Source organism: Pseudoxanthomonas sp. J31 (assembly GCF_000510725.1).
Lineage (GTDB): Bacteria > Pseudomonadota > Gammaproteobacteria > Xanthomonadales > Xanthomonadaceae > Pseudoxanthomonas.
This window is the reverse complement of the sequence record NZ_AZNZ01000002.1, coordinates 263,792-277,644: the sequence shown is the minus strand read 5'-3', so window position 1 is coordinate 277,644 and position 13,853 is coordinate 263,792. Positions and strand designations below refer to the sequence as shown.

The 13,853-nt window shown below is 72.0% G+C and carries 15 protein-coding genes; 6 read left to right on the top strand and 9 right to left on the bottom strand.

The features are described from left to right. Positions 1-39 precede the first annotated feature (39 nt). Positions 40-612: a dCTP deaminase gene (dcd, locus tag PSEJ31_RS0104525; protein WP_019399897.1), complete on the top strand. Its 573-nt coding sequence runs from the start codon at positions 40-42 to the stop codon at positions 610-612. An 18-nt stretch (positions 613-630) separates the two neighbouring features. Here dcd and PSEJ31_RS0104520 read toward each other — a convergent pair whose 3' ends face one another. The 4 genes from PSEJ31_RS0104520 to PSEJ31_RS0104505 form a co-directional block, all read right to left on the bottom strand. Further along, the gene (locus PSEJ31_RS0104520) at positions 631-810 is read right to left on the bottom strand and encodes a DUF5668 domain-containing protein (protein ID WP_019399898.1); all 180 of its coding nucleotides are present in this window, start codon (positions 808-810) and stop codon (positions 631-633) included. Between the two features lie 110 nt (positions 811-920). Then, positions 921-1,085, bottom strand: coding sequence for a DUF5668 domain-containing protein (locus tag PSEJ31_RS17080; RefSeq protein ID WP_019399899.1), 165 nt, complete (start codon positions 1,083-1,085; stop codon positions 921-923). Positions 1,086-1,114: 29 nt separating this feature from the next. Further along, positions 1,115-1,522, bottom strand: coding sequence for an HIT family protein (locus tag PSEJ31_RS15655; RefSeq protein ID WP_037034477.1), 408 nt, complete (start codon positions 1,520-1,522; stop codon positions 1,115-1,117). After that, a complete protein-coding gene (locus PSEJ31_RS0104505) occupies positions 1,519-2,220 on the bottom strand; it encodes a dienelactone hydrolase family protein (protein WP_019399901.1) in 702 nt (233 codons plus the stop codon). The genes PSEJ31_RS15655 and PSEJ31_RS0104505 overlap by 4 nt, the downstream gene beginning before the upstream one ends. Positions 2,221-2,371: 151 nt before the next feature. On the opposite strand from PSEJ31_RS0104505, the gene rimO reads away from it, so the two are divergent. Further along, a complete protein-coding gene (rimO, locus tag PSEJ31_RS0104500) occupies positions 2,372-3,739 on the top strand; it encodes a 30S ribosomal protein S12 methylthiotransferase RimO (protein ID WP_028914779.1) in 1,368 nt (455 codons plus the stop codon). Positions 3,740-3,908: 169 nt separating this feature from the next. Here the strand turns inward: rimO and PSEJ31_RS0104495 are convergent, their stop codons facing one another. The 3 genes from PSEJ31_RS0104495 to PSEJ31_RS0104485 all read right to left on the bottom strand — a co-directional run bounded on the left by PSEJ31_RS0104495 (position 3,909) and on the right by PSEJ31_RS0104485 (position 7,178). Then, entirely contained in the window at positions 3,909-4,928 is a 1,020-nt protein-coding gene (locus PSEJ31_RS0104495; protein WP_019399903.1) for a DegV family protein, read from the bottom strand. Positions 4,929-5,023: 95 nt separating this feature from the next. Then, positions 5,024-5,524: a transcription elongation factor GreB gene (gene greB / locus PSEJ31_RS0104490; RefSeq protein ID WP_028914778.1), complete on the bottom strand. Its 501-nt coding sequence runs from the start codon at positions 5,522-5,524 to the stop codon at positions 5,024-5,026. Between the two features lie 97 nt (positions 5,525-5,621). Then, a complete protein-coding gene (locus PSEJ31_RS0104485; protein ID WP_028914777.1) occupies positions 5,622-7,178 on the bottom strand; it encodes a helicase HerA-like domain-containing protein in 1,557 nt (518 codons plus the stop codon). Between the two features lie 107 nt (positions 7,179-7,285). On the opposite strand from PSEJ31_RS0104485, the gene PSEJ31_RS0104480 reads away from it, so the two are divergent. Next, the gene (locus tag PSEJ31_RS0104480) at positions 7,286-8,845 is read left to right on the top strand and encodes a transglycosylase SLT domain-containing protein (protein WP_037034564.1); all 1,560 of its coding nucleotides are present in this window, start codon (positions 7,286-7,288) and stop codon (positions 8,843-8,845) included. 96 nt (positions 8,846-8,941) lie between these two features. Here PSEJ31_RS0104480 and asd read toward each other — a convergent pair whose 3' ends face one another. Continuing rightward, entirely contained in the window at positions 8,942-9,790 is an 849-nt protein-coding gene (gene asd / locus PSEJ31_RS0104475) for an archaetidylserine decarboxylase (protein ID WP_019399878.1), read from the bottom strand. Further along, on the bottom strand, positions 9,787-10,440 hold the full coding sequence (locus tag PSEJ31_RS0104470) for an SCO family protein (RefSeq protein ID WP_019399879.1): 654 nt from the start codon (positions 10,438-10,440) through the stop codon (positions 9,787-9,789). Before PSEJ31_RS0104470 ends, asd begins: the two co-directional genes overlap by 4 nt. A 122-nt stretch (positions 10,441-10,562) precedes the next feature. Here PSEJ31_RS0104470 and prmB point away from each other — a divergent pair, with 122 nt between their 5' ends. From prmB to PSEJ31_RS0104455, 3 genes are all read left to right on the top strand, one after another. Next, a complete protein-coding gene (gene prmB / locus PSEJ31_RS0104465; protein ID WP_028914775.1) occupies positions 10,563-11,495 on the top strand; it encodes a 50S ribosomal protein L3 N(5)-glutamine methyltransferase in 933 nt (310 codons plus the stop codon). 170 nt (positions 11,496-11,665) lie between these two features. Further along, positions 11,666-12,784, top strand: a complete 1,119-nt coding sequence (gene aroC, locus PSEJ31_RS0104460; RefSeq protein WP_028914774.1) for a chorismate synthase — start codon at positions 11,666-11,668, stop codon at positions 12,782-12,784. A 10-nt stretch (positions 12,785-12,794) separates the two neighbouring features. Continuing rightward, positions 12,795-13,835: a D-glycerate dehydrogenase gene (locus PSEJ31_RS0104455; protein ID WP_028914773.1), complete on the top strand. Its 1,041-nt coding sequence runs from the start codon at positions 12,795-12,797 to the stop codon at positions 13,833-13,835. The last annotated feature ends 18 nt before the right edge of the window (positions 13,836-13,853 follow it).

The window sequence follows — 13,853 nt, the reverse complement described above, 5'->3', positions numbered from 1 at the left end:
AATCGCGCGTTCACGCGCCTTGCCCCAGGGAACCACTGCATGAGCATCAAGAGCGACCGCTGGATCCGGACGATGGCCGAACAGCACGGCATGATCGACCCGTTCGAGCCCGGACAGGTGAAGCAGGTCGACGGCAGGCGCATCGTCAGCTACGGCACGTCCAGCTACGGCTACGACGTGCGCTGCTCGCGCGAGTTCAAGGTCTTCACCAACATCAACTCCACCATCGTCGACCCGAAGAACTTCGACCCGAAGAGCTTCGTGGACGTGGTCGGCGACGAGTGCATCATCCCGCCCAACAGCTTCGCGCTGGCGCGCACGGTGGAGTACTTCCGCATCCCCCGTGACGTGCTGGTGGTGTGCCTGGGCAAGAGCACCTACGCCCGCTGCGGCATCATCGTCAACGTCACCCCGCTGGAGCCGGAGTGGGAGGGCCACGTGACCCTGGAGTTCTCCAACACCACGCCGCTGCCGGCGCGCATCTACGCCAACGAGGGCGTGGCCCAGATGCTGTTCCTCCAGTCCGACGCGGACGACGTGTGCGAGACCTCGTACAAGGACCGCGGCGGCAAGTACCAGGGCCAGACCGGGGTCACCCTGCCGCGCACCTGAGCAGGCGCGCCCGCCGGCTCAGCCGCAGCGGGTGCCGTCGCCGCGGCGCAGCAGCCAGCCGGCGCCGACCGCGATCAGCGCCAGCGGCCACCAGGTGGACAGCACGCGGCCGGCATCGATGCCGATTCCGAGGTTGTCGAGCAGGAACAGGACGCCCAGCACGATCAGGACGAGGGCGGGAACCAGGCGACGGCACATGGCGGCTTCCTCCTTGGGGGATGGAGCGCATCTTGCGCCGCCGCCGGACCGGCGTCAGGTGACAGGCGTCAGCCACCGCTGCCGCCCCCTGTCACCGGCGGCCGCGCGGCTTACTTGCGCCGCAGCAGCATGGCCACGCCGACCACCACCAGGCCCGCCGGCCACCAGGTGGCCAGCAGCGCGCCCAGCCCCGTGTCGATCCAGCCCAGGTTGCGGGCCAGGAAGAACAGGCCCACGACGATCAGGACGAGGGCGGCGAACACGTTGGAACCCATGGGCGCGTAACCGGCAGTGGAAAGGGCGCCTATCCTAGCCGCGAACGCCAGTCCGCGGCAGCCGCCGCCAGCGCCTCCGGGGCGTGCCGCACCGCGCTGCCGCTGCCCCACACCGGCCCCGGCCAGGCGGCGTCGCCCGGGTGCCGGCCGACCAGGTGCACGTGCAGCTGCGCCACCACGTTGCCCAGCGCGCCGATGTTGAGCTTCTCCACCCCGGGCGTGGCGCGCAGCGCCTGCGCGGCGCGGTTGAGCTCGGCCAGCAGCAGGCGCTGCTGGTTGCCGTCCAGGTCGATCCACTCGCGCGCCCCGGGCACCCGCGGCACCAGCAGCAGCCAGGGGAAGCGGGTGTCGTCCATCAGCCGCACCTGCGACAGCGGCCCGTCGGCGACGAACACGCTGTCGGCGGCCAGGCGCGGGTCCAGTTCGAACCCGCTCACTGCAGGTGCTCGGCGAAGAAGGCCAGGGTGCGCTCGCGCGCCAGCCGCGCGCTGGGCTTGTCGTAGGCCTTCGGATCGACCTCGCGGTTGAAGGCGTGGCCGGCGGGGTAGGTGTGGACCGGCATGCCCGGCAGCTTGAGCCGGTGCTGCTCCACCGCCTCCGGCGGGATCGAGGGGTCCTGCTCGCCGAAGTGGAACATCACCGGCGCCCTGGGGCTGGCGACCAGGGCCGGGTCGTCGAGGAAGGCGGTGTTGCGCGCGCCGTAGTAGCTGACCGAGGGCAGGCCCAGCCTCAGTGCGCCGAGCATGGCCAGGGTGCCGCCCCAGCAGTAGCCGACCGTGCCCACGGCGCCGCGCGGCTCGTTGAACGCGCCCAGGTAGCGGCGCAGGCGCTGCGCGGCCGCATCGAGGATCTGCAGCGCGGCGTCGAAGCCCAGTTCGCCGGCCAGCTTGCGGCCGTGGGCGAAGCCGGCCTCGTCGTAGCCCAGCTCCACGCCGGGCTCCACCGGGTCGAAGAACGCAGGCGCCAGCACCGCGTAGCCCTCGGACACGAAGTCCTCGGCCACCGCGCGGATGTGCGGGTTGACCCCGAAGATCTCCTGGATCACCACCAGGCCGCCGCGCGGCGCCGACGGCGGACCGGCCTGCCAGGTCGCGACCTGGCCGCGGGGCGTGTCGAGCTGGATCCATTGGCCCATGGCGTCGTCCTCGGTTGTGGGGGGGGGGCGCCATTATGCGTCGCCCGGGCGTTCCGGCCGCGTCTGCGGGCGCGGTGGCCGGGGCGGGTATAATCGCGCGCCCCGCGCACCGGCCCGCCGGTCGCGCCCGCCCGCCGTTCCCGAGCTTCCCATGTCCGTGCACAACCCCAAGGTCGGCTTCGTCAGCCTCGGCTGCCCGAAGGCGCTGGTCGATTCCGAACGCATCCTCACCCAGCTGCGGGTGGAGGGTTACGACATCGTCCCGACCTACGACGATGCCGACGTGGTGGTGGTCAACACCTGCGGCTTCATCGACTCGGCCGTGGCCGAATCGCTGGACGCCATCGGCGAGGCGATGAACGAGAACGGCAAGGTCATCGTCACCGGGTGCCTGGGCAAGCGCTCGGAACTGATCCGCGAGCAGTACCCGGACGTGCTTGCCGTGTCCGGGCCGCAGGACTACGCCAGCGTGATGGAGGCCGTGCACAAGGCACTGCCGCCCAGGCACGACCCGTTCGTGGACCTGGTGCCGGACTACGGCATCAAGCTGACCCCGCGCCACTACGCGTACCTGAAGATCTCCGAGGGCTGCAACCACCGCTGCAGCTTCTGCATCATCCCGTCCATGCGCGGCGACCTGGCTTCGCGGCCGGTGGACGAGGTGCTGCGCGAGGCCGAGCGCCTGGTCAAGGGCGGCGTGCGCGAGCTGCTGGTGGTGTCGCAGGACACCTCGGCCTACGGCGTGGACCTGAAGTACGCGCCGGGCACCTGGCGCGGCCGCGAGTACGCCACCCGGATGAAGGCCCTGTGCGAGGGCCTGTCCGAGCTGGATGCCTGGGTGCGGCTGCACTACGTCTACCCGTACCCGCACGTGGACGAGGTGATCCCGCTGATGGCCGAGGGCAAGGTCCTGCCGTACCTGGACATCCCGTTCCAGCACGCCAGTCCGCGCATCCTCAGGCTGATGAAGCGCCCGGGCGCGGTCGACAAGACCCTGGAGCGGATCCAGCGCTGGCGCGCGACCTGCCCCGAATTGACCATCCGTTCGACCTTCATCGTCGGCTTCCCCGGCGAGACCGAGGCCGAGTTCGAGGAACTGCTGGATTTCCTCGACGAGGCCCAGCTGGACCGCGTCGGCGCCTTCGCCTATTCGCCGGTGGAAGGCGCGGCCGCCAACGACCTGCCCGGCGCGGTGCCGGAAGAGGTCAAGCAGGAGCGCCTGGCCCGTTTCATGGAGCGCCAGGGCGAGATCTCGGCCGCGCGCCTGGAGGCCAAGGTCGGCAGCGTGCAGCGCTGCCTGGTGGACTTCCTCGACGGCGAGCTGGCGATCGCCCGCTCCATGGCCGATGCGCCGGAGATCGATGGCACCGTGCAGATCCAGGACGGCCGCGATGCCGGCCTGCAGCCGGGCGAGTTCGTCGACGTGCGGATCATGGGCAGCGACGAGCACGACCTCTACGGCGAGGTCGAATACGCCGAAACCGGCGACACCTCGCCACTGGCGCTGCGCGTGCTCTGAGCCCTGCGCGGGCGGCAACCTCGAGGGCGGCGCCGCAAGGCGCCGCTTTCGTTTCCGGGGAGCGCCGCCGCAGCTTGGCGGCGCGAATCCGGCGGCAGGCCAGGCCCGCCGCGGCCGATTTCCGGCCCGGGCTCTCCCGGCGGCCGGGAGCGGTGCGGGCCGTCGCCGCTCAGGGCGCCTCGTTGGGGACGGGGCCGGAATAGGCCAGGGTCAGCCCGCCGGGGCCGATGTTCATCATCCCGGTGATGCTCATCTGCAGCACGTGCAGGGAGACGCCGGCGCGCTCGCAGGCCTGGCGCAGCTCGCCCAGTTCCGGGGTCGCGTGCAGTTCGCCCATCGCCCCGGCGTAGGAGACGATCACGTGCGGGGTGTGCAGCTGGCCTTCGGCCACCCTGCGCGCGGCGTACCGGAACAGCTTGCCCCAGGCCTGGGCGCGGCCGCGGTACTTGCTCACCGGGTGGGTATCGCCCTGGTAGCCGCGGATGATCGGCTTGATGTCCAGCGCGCTTCCCAGCAGCACGCTGGTCAGGTGGATGCTGCGGTCGCCGCGCACGCGCGAGCGGGTGCGTGCATAGCCCAGGTCGTCGGGGATGTAGTAGGTGTAGGTGGTATCGACGATCCGCAGCAGCTCGGCGCGGACGTCCTTGGGCGACATCCCCGCCTGCAGCATGTCGCGCAGCGCCATCGCCGCGATGCCGGAGCCGGCGAACATGTTGCGGGTATCGATCACCCGGAACTGGAACGGCCGCCGCATCTCGGCCGCCTGGCGCAGGCCGCGGATGTGGTGCAGCGCCAGCGCGCTGCCCTCGCTGCAGGCCTCGTGGATCGGGCTGCGGGTGGAGGTGATGGTCAGGCAGTAGACCGAGTCGTAGTCCAGGGCGAAGCGCTCGATGAAGAAGTTCTTCATCTGCGCCGCGTCCAGCGGGATCGACTGCCCGGCCACGCCCTCGCCGTTGCCGTTCTCGCGCATGTAGCGCGCGCTGGCCTCCGGGTCGTGCTGGTCGATGTAGGTGCTGGCGCCGATCCTGATCGGGATCGGGATCACCGCCACGTCCGGGTCGGCCAGGAACTCCGCCGAGACGTCGACCGAGGCGTCGATCACGATGCCGGTACGGGCGCGATGGGTGCTGGGCGCGGGCGCCAGCGCAGCGGCCGGCGCGGCGGCCAGGCCGGTTTCAATAGCCGTCAAAGCACTTCCCCTGATGCGATTGCAGTCAGGCGGGAAGGTCGCCGGTCGGCGCGGGGGACGTCAAGCTGCGTCGCCGTATGGCCGCCGCCGGCGGCTCAGCCGTAGCTCACGTCCACCACCACGAAGCGCGCCGGGCCGCCGGGCAGCTGCGCCTCGACCTCGTCGTCGATGCGCTTCTTCAGCAGGGCACGGGCCAGCGGCGAGTCGATGCTGATATGGCCCTGGGCGGCATCGGTCTCGTCCGGGCCGACGATGCGGTAACGCATGCACTCGCCGGTGGCCAGGTTCTCCAGCTCCACCCAGGCGCCGAAGTAGACCGCCTCCGGGTCGGAGGGCACGGTATCGACCACCCGCAGGGCGGGGATGCGCTTGGACAGGTAGCGCACGCGGCGGTCGATCCCGGCCAGCTGCTTCTTGCGGTAGGTGTACTCGGCGTTCTCCGAGCGGTCGCCCTCGGCCGCGGCGGCGGCCAGCGCCTTCACCACTTCCGGGCGCTGCACCCGCCACAGGTCGTCCAGCTCGGCCTTGAGCCGGTCGTGGCCGTCGCGGGTGATCAGGGCGGTGCTTTTCTCGGGGGGCGGACGCCAGCGCGACATGCGGACAACCGATGGGTATTGCGGGGGCGTGATGCTAGCGCCTGGTGGCGTGGGCGGGGAGTCGGCGGTCGGCGCCGCTTGCGCGGCGCCGGGGCGCTCAACGCCGGCCGAAGATGCCGCCGAGGATGCCGCGCACGATCTGGTTGCCGATCTGCCCGCCGTACTTCTTCCCGGCCTTGCCGGCCACCGACTCGCCGATGCTGCTGCCGAGGCTGCGGCCAACCGAGCCGCCGACGTTGCGCGCGGTCTGCTTGGCCACCGTCTGGACCACGCCCTGGCGGCGCTTGGTGCCGAACAGGAACTCGCCGATCTTCTGGCCGATGCCGCCTTCGCCGTCCTGCTGCGCCGGCGGCGTGCCGGCGGGTGTGCCGGCCTGGACCCGCGCGGCCAGCAGCTCGGCCGCCGATTCGCGGTTGACCGGGGTGTCGTAGCGGGTACCGACCGGGCTGGCGGCGCGCACCCGGGCGCGCTCGGCCGCGGTGATGGCGCCCATGCGGCAGCGCGGCGGGGCGATCTTCGTCACCTGCACCGGCGCGGGGATGCCGCCGGCCTGCAGCGTGCTGACCAGGGCTTCGCCGGTGCCCAGCTGGGGCAGGGTGGCGGCCACGTCCAGCTTCGGGTTGGGCACGAAGGTCTGGGCCGCGGTCCTGACCGCCTTCTGGTCGCGCGGGGTGTACGCGCGCAGCGCGTGCTGCACGCGGTTGCCGAGCTGGCCGAGGATGTTGTCCGGCACGTCGTCCGGGAACTGCGAGCAGAAGTACACGCCCACGCCCTTGGAGCGGACCAGCCGCACCACCTGCTCGATGCGCTGGCGCAACGCCGGCGGCGCGTCGTCGAACAGTAGGTGGGCCTCGTCGAAGATGAAGGCCAGCTTCGGCTTGTCCAGGTCGCCCACCTCCGGCAGGCTCTCGAACAGCTCGCCCAGCAGCCACAGCAGGAAGGTCGAGTACAGCCGCGGCTTGAGGATCAGCTGGTCGGCGGCGAGGATGCCGACCACGCCGCGGCCGTCATGGTTGACCCGCATGATGTCGGCCAGTTCCAGCGCCGGCTCGCCGAAGAACTGTTCGCCGCCGTCCTGGGACAGGCGCAGCAGGGCGCGCTGGATCGCAGCCACCGTCTGCGCGCTGACCAGGCCGTATTCGGCCGAGACCGCCTTGCGCTCCTCGGCCACCAGGCCGAGCAGCGCGCGCAGGTCGTCCAGGTCCAGCAGCAGCAGGCCGCGGTCGTCGGCCAGCTTGAACACGATGTCCAGCACCCCGGCCTGGGTGTCGTTGAGCTCGAGGATGCGCGCCAGCAGGGTGGGGCCCATCTCGCTGACGGTGGTGCGGACCGGGTGGCCGAGCTTGCCGTACAGGTCCCAGAACACCACCGGGCTGGCTTCCGGCGCGTAGTCCTTCACGCCGATGGCCGCGGCGCGTGCGGCCAGCTTCTCGCCGCCTTCGCCGGCTACCGCGAGCCCGGCGACGTCGCCCTTCACGTCGGCCACGAACACCGGCACGCCGATGCGCGAGAAGCCTTCGGCCAGGGTCATCAGGGTCACGGTCTTGCCGGTGCCGGTGGCGCCGGCGACCAGGCCGTGGCGGTTGGCGAGCGCCGGCAGCAGGGTGACCGGGACGTCGTCGGTGGTGCCCTTGCCGAGCAGGATCGGGTCCATTGGGGCCTCGCGCGGTGGAATGGCCGGGATTCTAGCGGCGTCGGCGCGGGTTGCCCCTGCGCGGCGGCGGGGGCTACCCTGCCTGTCGCTTCTGGAACCCGCTGCCGATGTCCTCCCGTCCATCGTTGTCGCGGCCGTTGCTGGCCGTGTTGCTGTTCGCCTGCATCGTTCCATCCGCCTTGGCCCAGCGCGTCTCCGCGCGCGACCGGGCCGCCGCCGAGGCCCTGGTGGCCCGCATGGCCCAGGCCGAGACCCGCTTCCGCGCCGCCACCGTGCTGGCCGGCAACGGCGACCCGCGCGGCGCGGAGGAGGGCAATGCCGCGCTGGAGGACATGGAGGACGTGATCGACGCCTGCGTGAAGCAGCGCGGTTGCCCGCTGTCGGACCTGCTGGCCAGCTACAAGCGCCTGCTCAAGGAGGGCATCGACGACAGCGGCGCCGGCCCGGACGAGGCCGGCGAGGACGACGAGCTGCTGGAGGCCGACCCGGCGCTGGCCGCCGACGTGCCCGAGGCGGTACGCGCCGCGCGCCTGCTGGGCGACGACAGCCGCCATGCCTTCGACCGCATGGTCCGCTACAACCCGGCGATCCAGGCCGGCATCCGCCGCTGGCTGACCGACATGCGCCCGCAGCTGATGACCAGCTACGAGAACTACCAGGTCATGCGCCACCTGATGTGGCCGGAGTTCGAGAAGCGCGGCCTGCCGGAGGCGCTGCTGTTCGGCATCCTGGCCAAGGAATCCAACGGCCGCGTGCACTCGGTCTCGCGCGCCGGCGCCGCCGGGCCGATGCAGTTCATGCCTTCCACCGCGCGCCGCTTCGGCCTGGGCCCGGACGGCACCGGCTTCGACACCCGCTACGACCCGCGCGCGGCGGCCGAGGCCAGCGCCGCCTACCTCAACGAGCGCCTGCGCGAGCTCAACAACGACGTCGAACTGGCCCTGGCCGGCTACAACGGCGGCGAGGGCCGTGCGTTGCGCGTGTACCGCGCCAGCGGCGGCTCCGGCTTCTGGAACCTGCGGGCCTACGAGCAGTTCCCGCCGGAAACCCGCGACTACGTGCCGATGGTGATCGCCGCGGCCTGGATCTTCCTGCACCCGCGCCAGTTCGGCGTGACCTTCCCGAAGGTGGAGGCCACCCCGGCGGCGCTGAAACTGGTGCGCCCGGCCAGCATCTACGAGCTGACCGTGTGCCTGGGCAACAGCGGCAACCGCGACGGCTACATGCGCACCCTGCGCAACCTCAACCCGCGCTTCGACGCCGAGACCGTGATCCCGGCCGGCACCGTGCTGGCGGCCACCGCGCGGGTGGCCCAGCTCTACCGCCGCCATTGCGAGGGCGGGGCCCGCGCCGAACTGGCCCATGCCCTGGTGACCGCGGACCCGAATGCGGCGCTGGAGGGGGCGCCGCCGGGCAGCGTCGCGGTGGGCGACGTGACCCCGGTGCCGGGCGTGGCGACCACGATAGTCACCGGTAGTCCGCAGCCGGCGCGGCCCAAGGCGGCGCAGGCGCGCACCTATACCGTGGCCCGTGGCGACACCCTGGGGCGCATCGCCCAGCGCCACGGCTGCCAGATCAAGCAGCTGGCGGCGGCCAACGGCCTCAAGGCCCCGGCCTACGCCCTGCGCCAGGGGCAGAAGCTGCAGCTGGTCGGCTGCTCGAAGTAGAGCGCTGCCCGTTGCGCATCAACGGTGTGGGTCGCGCACGTGGCCCGGGTAGCGAGGCGCACCCGGGGCGCCAGATGCCGGAGTCCCCGCCGCCGGTCAGCGCGCCAGGTGCGCCAGCGCCTGGCCCAGCCGCACCGGCGACTCGGCCTGCAGCCCCGGGGCCAGGGTGGCGGCGCCCGGCGGCAGCAGCACGATCACGGTCGAGCCGTAGTTGAAGCGCGCCATCTCGGCGAAGCGCTCCAGCACGATGCCCTTGCCGCGCCAGTCCTTGCGGGTGATGTCGTCGCCGTACTCCGGGATCTCCACCCCGCTCCAGACCGTTTCCACGCCCGAGACCAGCATTGCCCCGACCATCACCGAGGCCATCGGCCCGAAGCTGGTGTCGAAGTGGCACACCAGCCGCTCGTTGCGCGCGAACAGCCGCGGCACCGTGCGCACCGCGGCCGGGCCCACGCTGAACAGCCGGCCCGGCACGTGCACGGTCTCGCGCAGCACGCCGGTCCAGGGCATGTGCACGCGGTGGTAGTCGCGCGGCGACAGGTACACGGTGGCGAAGCTGCCGCCGGCGAATACGCGCGCGGCCTCGGCGTCGCCCAGCAGCTCGGCGGCGGTGAACGAGCGGCCCTTGGCCTGGAAGATGCGGCCGTCGTCCTCGATCCGGCCCAGCTGGCTGATGCGGCCGTCGGCCGGCATCAGGATCGCGCGCGGGTCGGGGTCGGGCGTGCGTGCCCCCGGTTTCAGCGCGCGGGTAAAGAAGGCATTGAAGCTGGGATAGGCGGTCGGGTCCGGTTCGGCGGCCTCCTCCAGGTTCACGTCGAAGCGGCGCACCACCGCGTCGATGAAGCGCTGCTTGACCGCCGGGTTCTCCGAGTAGGCCAGTTGCCGTGCCAACGAGGACAGCAGGCGGTGCGGCAGGGCCCAGGTCAGGTAGGTGCCGAGGCTCACTGTCCACGCTCCTTCGCGGTCAGCACCGCCAGGTCCTCGGCGATCGCCTGCGGCTTGAGCGGCGGCCGGATCAGGCCGGCCAGCCGGCCCTGGCTGTCGAGCACGGCGATGTTGGCCGAGTGGTCGACGCTGTAGTCCTGCGGATTCTCGTCGTAGGTCTTGCCAGGCACCTTCATGAACACGAAGCCCAGCGAGGTGGCGAACTTCTCCAGCGCCGGCACGTCGGCGGTGGCGGCCAGGGTGTCGGGGTGGAAGGCGTGGGCGTACTCGCCGGCCTTGGCCGGGGTGTCGCGCTCCGGGTCCACCGACACGAACAGCACGCGCGGGCGCACCGCCTCCGGCAGCGCCTCCCACTGCTTCTGCGCCGCGGCCAGCTCGGCCAGGGTGGTGGGGCACACGTCCGGGCAGAAGGTGAAGCCGAGGAACACCAGGGTCCAGTGCCCGGCCAGCTCGCCCGGCAGCAGCGGCGTGCCGTCGGACTGGCGCAGGTTGAACGGCGGCAGCTCGCGCGGCTGCGGCAGCAGGGTCACCGCCTGCAGCGCAGGGCCGGCGGGCGCGGCGGGGCGGTCGAGCAGCTGGCGTGCGACCAGCAGCCCCAGCCCGGCGGCGAGCGCGGCGGCGAGGATGTAGCCGAAGGTGCGGTTGAACATGGCGTCAGCGTCCGTGGGGCGTGGCGTCGGGCCGGCCATGATAGCCGTTGCGGGGGAAAAGGCGGCCGTTGCCCTATAATTCCCGGCCCTTTCCAGCCGGCGCCGCAGGCGCGCACACCCCCATGACCGACGCCGACCTGGCCAGCGAGCTGCACACGATCATCGACCTGATCCGCTATGGCGGCAGCCGCTTCAACGAGGCCGGGCTGACCTTCGGCCACAGCTACGACAACGCCATGGACGAGGCCACCCAGCTGGTGCTGCACGCGCTGCACCTGCCGCACGACCTCAGCCCGGTGTACGGCCAGTCGCGCCTGACCTCGGCCGAGAAGGCAAAGATCCTGGAGCTGTTCCGCCGCCGCATCGAGGAACGCATCCCGGCGGCCTACCTGACCGGCGAGGCCTGGTTCGCCGGCCTGAGCTTCAAGTCCGACCCACGCGCCCTGGTGCCGCGCTCGCCGATCGCCGAACTGATCGAGCGCGGCTTCGAGCCGTGGCTGGGCGGGCGCGAGGTGCGCCGCGCGCTGGACCTGTGCACCGGTTCGGGCTGCATCGCCATCGCCATGGCCCACTACAACCCGGACTGGCAGGTCGACGGCGTGGACATCAGCGACGACGCCCTGGCCCTGGCCGCGGAGAACAAGGAGCGGCTGCACGCGACCAACGTGGAGTTCGTGAAGTCCGACCTGTTCGCCGGCCTGGCCGGTCGCCACTACGAGCTGATCGTCACCAATCCGCCCTATGTCACCGACGCGGAGACCGACGCCCTGCCGCGCGAGTACGACTACGAGCCGGAGCTGGGCCTGCGCGCCGGCCCGGACGGGCTGGACCTGGTGCTGAAGATCCTGCGCGACGCGCCGCTGCACCTGAGCCAGGACGGCCTGCTGGTCTGCGAGGTGGGCGAGTCCGAGCAGCACCTGGTCAAGCTGCTGCCAGAACTGGACCTGGCCTGGATCGAGTTCAAGGTCGGGCAGATGGGCGTGTTCGCGGTCGAGTGCCGCGAGCTGATCGCGCACAACGCGCGCATCGCCGAGCTGGCCGCCGCGCGCGGCTGAGGCTCCGGGAAAGCGCGCCGCGGGGCCGTCCCCGGGGCGCGCCGGCCGGGTCGCCGGCCGCGTCTAAGCCGTTACCGCGGCAACGTTTTTTCCCGCTGCTGACGCGCTGCAGCAGGCGTCGCGATATGCGATGCTTGGCGGCCTTGTAGAGGTACAGCGCGGGGCGCGTCTTGAGCAGCAACACCTTCGGCAGGCTGCTGTCGGTCACCACCTTCGGCGAATCGCATGGCCCGGCCATCGGCTGCGTCATCGACGGCTGCCCTCCCGGGCTGGAGATCGCGCCGGAGGAGTTCGCCCACGACCTGCAGCGCCGCGCCACCGGCAAGACCCGCCACACCTCGGCGCGGCGCGAGGCCGACGAGGTCGAGATCCTGTCCGGGGTGTACGAGGGCCGCACCACCGGCACCCCGATCGCGCTGCTGATCCGCAACACCGACCAGCGCAGCAAGGACTACGCGAACATCGCCGCGCAGTTCCGCCCCGGCCACGCCGACTACACCTACTGGCAGAAGTACGGCATCCGCGACCCGCGCGGCGGCGGCCGCAGCTCGGCGCGCGAGACCACCATGCGCGTGGCCGCGGCGGTGATCGCCAAGAAGTGGCTGAAGCAGCGCCACGGCGTGACCGTGCGCGGCTTCATGGCCCAGATCGGCGACGTCGTCCCGGCCGGCTTCGACTGGGACGCGGTGGAAGCCAACCCCTTCTTCTGGCCGCATGCGCCGCAGGTGCCGGAGCTGGAGGCGTACATGGACGCCCTGCGCAAGTCCGGCGACTCGGTCGGCGCGCGGGTGACCGTGGTCGCCGACGGCGTGCCGCCGGGCTGGGGCGAGCCGGTCTACGGCAAGCTCGACGGCGAGCTGGCCGCGGCCCTGATGAGCATCAACGCGGTCAAGGGCGTGGAGATCGGCGACGGCTTCGGCGTGGTCGCGCAGAAGGGCACGCAGCACCGCGACCTGATCGCCCCCGACGGCTTCGCCAGCAACCACGCCGGCGGCATCCTCGGCGGCATCTCCACCGGCCAGCAGATCGTGGCCTCGATCGCGCTCAAGCCCACCTCCAGCCTGCGCCTGCCCGGGCCGACCGTGGACGTGCACGGTAATCCGGTCGAGGTCATCACCACCGGCCGCCACGACCCGTGCGTGGGCATCCGCGCCACCCCGATCGCCGAGGCGATGGTCGCCCTGGTGCTGATGGACCAGGCCCTGCGCCACCGCGCCCAGTGCGGCGACGTCGGCACGATCACCCCGCGCATCCCGGCCGGCGCCGGCGCGCTGGGCGAGGGGAGCTGACCGCACGGCCATGGCCAGTCCGCGTCCGCGCATCTGGGTCTCGCAGCCGCTGTTCGATGACATCGTCGACCAGTTGGCGGCCCATTGTGACGTGGACGCGGTGCGCGAGGTGACCGTGCACGCACCGGAGGCGGTGGCCGCGGCGCTGCGCGAGGCCGACGGCGCCCTCGTCACCCTCAACGAACGCATCGGCGCGGCCGAGCTGGCGCAGGCGCCGAAGCTGCGCGCGGTGGCCAACGTCGGCGTGGGCTACAACAACCTGGATATCGCCGCGCTCGACGCGGCCGGGGTGATCGCCACCAACACCCCCGACGTGCTGACCGAGACCACGGCCGACCTGGGTTTCGCCCTGCTGATGGCGGCCGCGCGCCGCATCACCGAGTCCGAGCGCTGGCTGCGCGAGGGCCAGTGGCGGCAGTGGTCGTTCTCGACCATGCTCGGCGCCGACGTGCACGGCAGCACCCTGGGCATCCTGGGCATGGGCCGGATCGGCCAGGCCATCGCCCGCCGCGGCCACCACGGTTTCGGCATGCGGGTGCTCTACCACAACCGTTCGCGCCTGCCGGAGGACGTGGAGCGCGGCGTCGGCGCCCGCTACGTGGACCTCGACACCCTGCTGGCGCAGGCCGACCACCTGCTGCTGGTGCTGCCGTATTCCCCGGCCAGCCACCACATCATCGACGCCGCCGCGCTGGCGAAGATGAAGCCCACCGCCACCCTGGTGAACATCGCCCGCGGCGGCCTGGTCGACGAGCTGGCCCTGGCCGATGCCCTGGCCCATGGCCGCCTGGCCGCGGCCGGCTTGGACGTCTACGAGGACGAGCCGCAGGTGCGCCCGGAACTGCTGGCACTGCGCAACGTGGTGCTGACCCCGCACATCGGCAGCGCCTCGCTGGCCACGCGCCGGGCGATGGTGCAGCTGGCCGTGGACAACCTGCTGGCCGCGCTGGACCTGGGCCCGGATGCCGGCCGCCCCGCCACCCCGGTCACCGCGAAGAAAACCACCGGCGCCATTGCCGGTGCGGGGAAAGACGCGACCGGCAAACGATAGGGAACCTCCGCCCGCGCC